A 201-nucleotide genomic window follows, 5' to 3' on the forward strand; every position below is an offset into this window, starting at 1 on the left:
TCGTCCATCTCTGAAATACCCGCGATTCGCGCCCGGACGGCGCGTTCATTGCTGCCTTCGGGAACGACCGGCGACACTGTCGTCCGTTGGGCCGCCCGCCTGGGATCTGGAATGATCCCCGACGCAGGGCGAGTGATGCCAGTTGTGTCCGGTTAATGACTCCCGTCCTTTGGCGGGGTCGCACACGCTTGCGGCGGGCTG

Source organism: Zavarzinella formosa DSM 19928, from assembly GCF_000255705.1.
In the GTDB taxonomy this organism is placed as follows: Bacteria; Planctomycetota; Planctomycetia; order Gemmatales; family Gemmataceae; genus Zavarzinella; species Zavarzinella formosa.